The organism is Clostridium sp. 1001275B_160808_H3, assembly GCF_015550425.1.
Lineage (GTDB): Bacteria > Bacillota > Clostridia > Clostridiales > Clostridiaceae > Clostridium.
Genome location: NZ_JADNAT010000001.1, coordinates 404,314 through 410,686, shown reverse-complemented (window position 1 = coordinate 410,686; position 6,373 = coordinate 404,314). Strand labels below are relative to the sequence as shown.

Genomic DNA, 6,373 nt, shown 5'->3' with positions numbered 1-6,373 from the left:
GTATTATTAAAGATATTCCCATATGTGGTAACTTTAATAGCGTTAGTTTTATTCTCTAAATCATCACAAGCACCAAAAGCATCAGGTGAACCATTTGATGCTGGTAAGAGATAGTGCTTAAAAATTAAAATTAAAAATTAAGTTAGAAATTCATTCTTTGAATGAATTTCTAATAAAATACTTAGATAATCGTATAGGAGGGCTTGAGTTATGAAAATATTTATAGATACTGCAAATGTAGAGGAAATTATATCAGCAAATGATATGGGGGTTATTTGTGGAGTTACTACAAATCCATCTCTAATAGCTAAAGAGGGAAGAGATTTCAAAGAAGTAATAAAGGAAATTACTACCATAGTTGATGGACCAATAAGTGCAGAAGTAATTAGCCTGAAATATAATGAAATGATTAATGAGGGCATTGAATTAGCAAAGATACATCCTAATATAGTTATAAAAATTCCAATGACTATAGATGGATTGAAGGCAGTAAAAATATTATCATCTAAAGGAATAAAAACAAATGTAACATTAGTTTTTTCAACAGCGCAAGCATTATTAGCTGCTAGAGCTGGAGCTACTTATGTAAGCCCTTTCATAGGAAGAGTTGATGATATAGGTAGTAAGGGAATTGAGCTTATAGAAGAAATTGCAGCAGTTTTTAGAATACATGATATAAAAACTGAAATTATATCAGCAAGTATTAGAAATTCTATACATGCGATAGATGCTGCATTAGCTGGAGCTCATATAGCAACTATACCATATAGCGTATTAGTTCAAATGACTAAAAATCCGTTAACAGATATAGGAATAGAAAAATTCTTAAATGATTGGAATAATAGTACTAAAAAATAATATAGTGTATTTTATGTTAAAGTGCACGGTCACCAACTTTTATTAAAAAATTAACTTTAAACTACTTTTATTAATGACATCTAAAGTGCTAACAAGATATATTAAAATTTATATCTAATTTCTTTGGATGTCTATTTTTATGGTTATTATTAAAAATAACATAAATAAACAATTAGGAGGGGTAAAATGAGAATTAAAAAGGGAAACCTAAAAAAATTCTTAGCTTCAGTTGCGGCGTTTACTTTCATAGTAGGTAATTTGCCTATGAATCTAGTAAAAGCAGTGGCAGAGGAAGTATCAACAGAAACGGTCCAAATTCTTGCAACTACCGATTTGCATGGAAGGTTTGTTCCATACGAATATGCAAGAGCAACAAGATCAGATGGAGGATTAACTCAAATAGCTACATTAGTTAAGCAAGAAAGAGATAAAAATGAAAATACTGTTCTTGTTGATAATGGAGACAATATTCAAGGTAATTATAATCACTTATTTCTAAATGACGAAAAAAATCCTATGATGCTAGCAGTAAAAGAAATAGGATATGATTCATTTAGTTTAGGTAATCATGAATTTAATTTTGGGATGGACAAGCTATTCCAAATAACTAATCAAATAAAAGGTGATGTAAAGGTTTTATGTGCTAATCTATATAAGGGTGATGAAAGAGTTTTTGATGCATATACAATAAAAGAGTTACCTAATGGAGTAAAAGTTGCAACAATTGGTGTTGTTACTCCCCATATTGACAAGTGGGATGGACCAAATTTAGAGGGATATACACCTAAGAATCCAACTGAAGAAGTGGCAAAGGTTATTCAAGAAATAAAAGCTGCAGATGGAGCAGATGTATATGTAGTTACATCACATATGGGTTTTAATAATGAATATGGTAAAGGCGATTCAGCAAGGGAAATTGCTGAAGCTAATCCTGATGTAGATGTAATAGTTATGGGACATAGCCACGAAGCATTTGCAGAAAAAACTGCTGGAAATGCTATTTTAATTCAACCAGCTAATAACGCAGGAAGTCTAGGTAAAGTAGAATTAAAACTAGAAAAATCAAATGATGGATATATAGTTAAAGAGAAGAAAGGAACATTGTTAAAAACAACAGGAGTAGCAGAAAATGAAAGTCTAGTATCAGCTTTAAAACCATATGATGAAAGAGCAAAGGCAGATGCAAGCATAGTTATTGGTAAATTAGAAGGCCCAAGCTTAGCTGATAAAAATGAAATAGCTGATATTCCAGAATCATTAGTTAGAGATCAAGGGATAACAGATTTCGTAAATGAAGTTCAATTATATAATAGCAAAAAGCATTTAGAGTCAAAGGGAATAGATGCTAACACTGGATACCAAGTATCAGCTGCAGCATTATTTGATGCTGGATCAAATATGTTATCAGGAGATATCAAAAAATCTGATGTATCAAATATATATAAATATGACAATAAGCTTTACACAATAAAAACAAATGGAAAGCAACTTAAGAGATTTATGGAATGGACAGCATCAATATATAATACATTTAATGTTGGAGATTTAACAGTATCATTAAATCCTAATATAAGATTATATCAATATGATATGTTTGATGGAATTAGCTATGAAATAAATATTTCTAAACCTGCTGGAAGTAGAATTGAAAATGTGAAGTTCGAAAAAGATGGAAAAGTTGTTGAAGATACTGATGTAGTTTATTTATCAGTAAATAACTACAGATATGATTCAGTACTTAATGCATCTACTAATCCTGTATTCGAGCCTGGAACACATGAAAAAGTTTATGACACTAATAATGATCAAATATCAGATATGAGAGATTTAATAACTGACTATATTGTAAACGTTAAGGGTGGGAAAATAAGCAGAAATATAGATGAAAACTGGAAATTAACAGGAGTTAATTATGATGAAAAATTGAGAGAAGAAGTTGTTAAACTAGTAAATGATGGAGCACTTAGCATACCAGTATCAGATGATGGAAGAACTCCAAATGTAAGAAGTTTAACTATAAATGATTTAAATAATCTTTTAGTTGCTAAGAACTTGGGTGCTTTAGTAAATAAGAATATAAAGAGAGTTGAGTTAGTAAGCTTTAATGATTTACATGGAAACGTTCAAGAAAGCGGCAAAAATGTTGGAATAGCTAAATTAGCATCAGCAATAAAAGAAAAGACTATAGTAAATGGATTCTCTAATTATGAAGCTATACCACTAGCAGCTGGGGATTTATATCAAGGTACAGCAATATCAAACCTTACTAAAGGTGCACCAGTAAATGAGTTTTTAAAGGATATAAATATACCTGCATCTGCAGTTGGAAATCATGAATTTGACTGGGGAAAAGAATTAATTCCTACATGGGAAAAAGCAGGTAATTTTGATTTCTTAGCTGCTAATATTATAGATAAAAAAACAGGAAAACCTGTTGAATGGGCAGATCCATATAAAATTATTGAAGTAGATGGAATTAAAGTTGGTTTAATAGGAGTTACAACACCTGAAACAGCTTATAAGACAACTCCAGCAAATGTTGCTGATTTAACATTTGAAGATCCTTCAATATCAGTTCAAAAATATGCTGATAAATTAAGGAATGAAGATAAAGTTAATGCAGTTGTTGTATTATCTCACTTAGGAGCAACAACAGATAAAGATGGAAAGCCTGTTGGAGAAGCTGTAGATTTAGCAAAGAAAATTAAAAATGTTGATGCAATTATAGCGTCTCATGATCATCTATTTACTAATGTAGAAGTTAATGGGGTTAAAATAGTTGAAGCTGGAAACAATGGTAGAGCTTTATCAGTATTAACATTTGATTTTGACAATACAGGAAAATTAGTTTCACTTGGAGCTAATTTAGATAAGCTTTATGAAAGAAGTGCTAATATAATACCAGATGAAACATCAACAAAAATAGTTAGTAAATATGAGGCTGAATTAAAACCAATATTAAGTGAAAAAGTAGCGGATTTAGATAAAGATCTATCACATGATAGAAATGAAGGACTTACACCTCTTGGAACAGTTGTTTCTGAGGCAATGAGAAAAATTGCAGGAGTAGATATTGCTATAACTAATGGTGGAGGAGTAAGAGCACCATTGTCAGCAGGAGTATTAACAATTGGAGATTTATATACAATACTACCTTTTGATAATACTTTAGTAACAATGGAATTGAAGGGGGCAGATGTAAAAGCTGCAATAGAACATGGAATTATGCCAGATAACTTTGGTTGGGGACAATTCTCAGGAATTAAAGTTTGGTATGATAAAGATGCTAAAGCAGGAGAAAGAATTACTTCAATCAGATTAGCAGATGGAACTTCATTAGATATGAATAAATATTATACAGTTGTAGTTAATGACTTTATGGCAACTGGTGGAGATGGATATAATTTTAGTAATGCTAAAAATATGAAAGATACAAATTTAGTTATGAGAGACGAGATAGTTAAAGAATGGAAGGCTAATGGCGTAGATACAAATATAGACAACTTATTAATTGCTGGAGTAGATGACACAAAAACACCTACAAATCCAGGAGAAAATTCAGGTGGAAACACAGGTGGAAACAATAGTGGAGAAGAAGGCCCTAATAATAGTGGAGAAGAAGGTTCAAATAATCAAAGTAATTTACCAACTACTGGGGGACAAAATCCTATAAACCTGCTAGTATTTGCTATATTAATATCAGGCGTTGGATATGTAATGTTTAGAAAGAAGAGTGAAGAAAAAGCTAGTTAGTAATATTTTAAGGAGCTATCTTAATGATATAGATAGCTCCTTTTTAATTAAATAAGTATTAAAATTATAAATAAGGAAATAATAGTAATATTATAATTAATAAAATTATCCTTGATAAATTAAATATATTAATTCATAATATAAATACATATATAAAATCCAAGAGATTCATATCTTTAATATTTATATCTGAAAATATCCCAATTTAGAATTTATTAAATTTAAATATTGATTTTTTATTCATAATTGAATTATAAATAAAATTATCCGTGGAGGTGCAGTTTTGACTAAAGAAATATATGAAAGAAAAACATTAGCTGAATTAAAAGAAATAGCTAAGCAACTTAATATAAAAAATATAAGTAAATTAAAGAAGAATGAGCTTATTGATGCAATAATTGAAAATTCACCAAAAAGTATAGAAAAAAATGGAGTTATATTACAAGAAAAGATAACACCTAAAGTAAAAGCTGAAGAAGTAAATGTAGTGAATAATAATTTTAATAAGGAAATCAGAGAAGAAAAAAAAGAAGAAAAAAAAGAAGAAATTAAAGAGGAAAATAGGGAGGAAAAAAGAGAACGACTAAAAGTTATGATAAATGAGTCTAATACTGCTAAAGGCGTATTAGAAATATTAGAAAATAATAGCTTTGGCTTTTTGAGATGTAACAATTATCAAACTGGTGAAAATGACGTATATGTATCACCATCTCAAATAAGGAGATTTAATCTTAGGACCGGTGATGAAGTTGAAGGAAAGGTAAGAGAAGCTAAAGAAGGAGAAAAGTTTAAAGCATTACTTTATGTTGAAAGAGTAAATGGAGAAAATCCTGAAAGAGCAGTTGGAAGAAAATCTTTTGAAACATTAACGCCTATATATCCTCAAGATAGATTACATTTAGAAACTAATAATGAAGGAGATTTATCTTCAAGATTAATGGATATAATTTGTCCTATAGGTAAGGGGCAAAGAGGGATAATAGTTGCGCCTCCTAAGGCAGGTAAAACAACTTTATTAAAAAAGGTTGCCCAAAATATATCTAAAAATTATCCGGAAGTTAAACTTATAGTTCTACTTATAGATGAGAGGCCAGAAGAAGTAACGGATATGAAGAGATCAATAAATGGTGATGTTATATATTCAACTTTTGATGAAGAACCTCAAAACCATGCAAAGGTATCTCAAATGGTATTAGAAAGAGCCAAAAGAATGGTTGAACAAGGAAAAGATGTAGTTATATTACTAGATAGTTTAACTAGACTTTCTAGAGCATATAATTTAACGATTACTCCAACAGGGAGAACATTATCTGGCGGATTAGATCCAGGTGCTTTAATAATGCCTAAAAAATTCTTTGGGGCAGCTAGAAATATCGAAGAGGGTGGAAGTTTAACTATACTTGCAACAGCCTTAATTGATACTGGTTCTAGAATGGACGATATGATATTTGAAGAATTTAAGGGAACTGGGAATATGGAAGTTCATCTAGATAGAAAGCTTCAAGAAAGAAGAATATTCCCAGCAATTGATATATACAAATCTGGAACTAGAAAAGAAGATTTAATTTTATCAGATGAAGAGAAGGAAGTTGCATATTCAATTAGAAGAGTTATGTATAGAGATGGAAACATAGAAAATGTGACTGAAAAATTAATAAATATGCTTACAAAAACTAAAAATAACAAGGAATTCATAAATATATTTAGTAAAAGTGAAATAGAGAAAAAATAATCTGAAGAAAAAATGTGTATAGGGTAATAC

At 30.0% G+C, this 6,373-nt stretch carries 3 protein-coding genes and 1 pseudogene; all 4 read left to right on the top strand.

The features are described from left to right. Positions 1 to 114, top strand: a pseudogene (locus I2A75_RS17900) (ABC transporter permease); the annotation flags it as partial. 96 nt (positions 115 to 210) lie between these two features. Then, entirely contained in the window at positions 211 to 858 is a 648-nt protein-coding gene (fsa, locus tag I2A75_RS01965; RefSeq protein ID WP_195262776.1) for a fructose-6-phosphate aldolase, read from the top strand. Positions 859 to 1,044: 186 nt separating this feature from the next. After that, the gene (locus tag I2A75_RS01960; protein ID WP_195262775.1) at positions 1,045 to 4,611 is read left to right on the top strand and encodes a 5'-nucleotidase C-terminal domain-containing protein; all 3,567 of its coding nucleotides are present in this window, start codon (positions 1,045 to 1,047) and stop codon (positions 4,609 to 4,611) included. Between the two features lie 283 nt (positions 4,612 to 4,894). Further along, positions 4,895 to 6,343, top strand: coding sequence for a transcription termination factor Rho (gene rho / locus I2A75_RS01955; protein ID WP_195262774.1), 1,449 nt, complete (start codon positions 4,895 to 4,897; stop codon positions 6,341 to 6,343). Positions 6,344 to 6,373 lie beyond the last annotated feature (30 nt).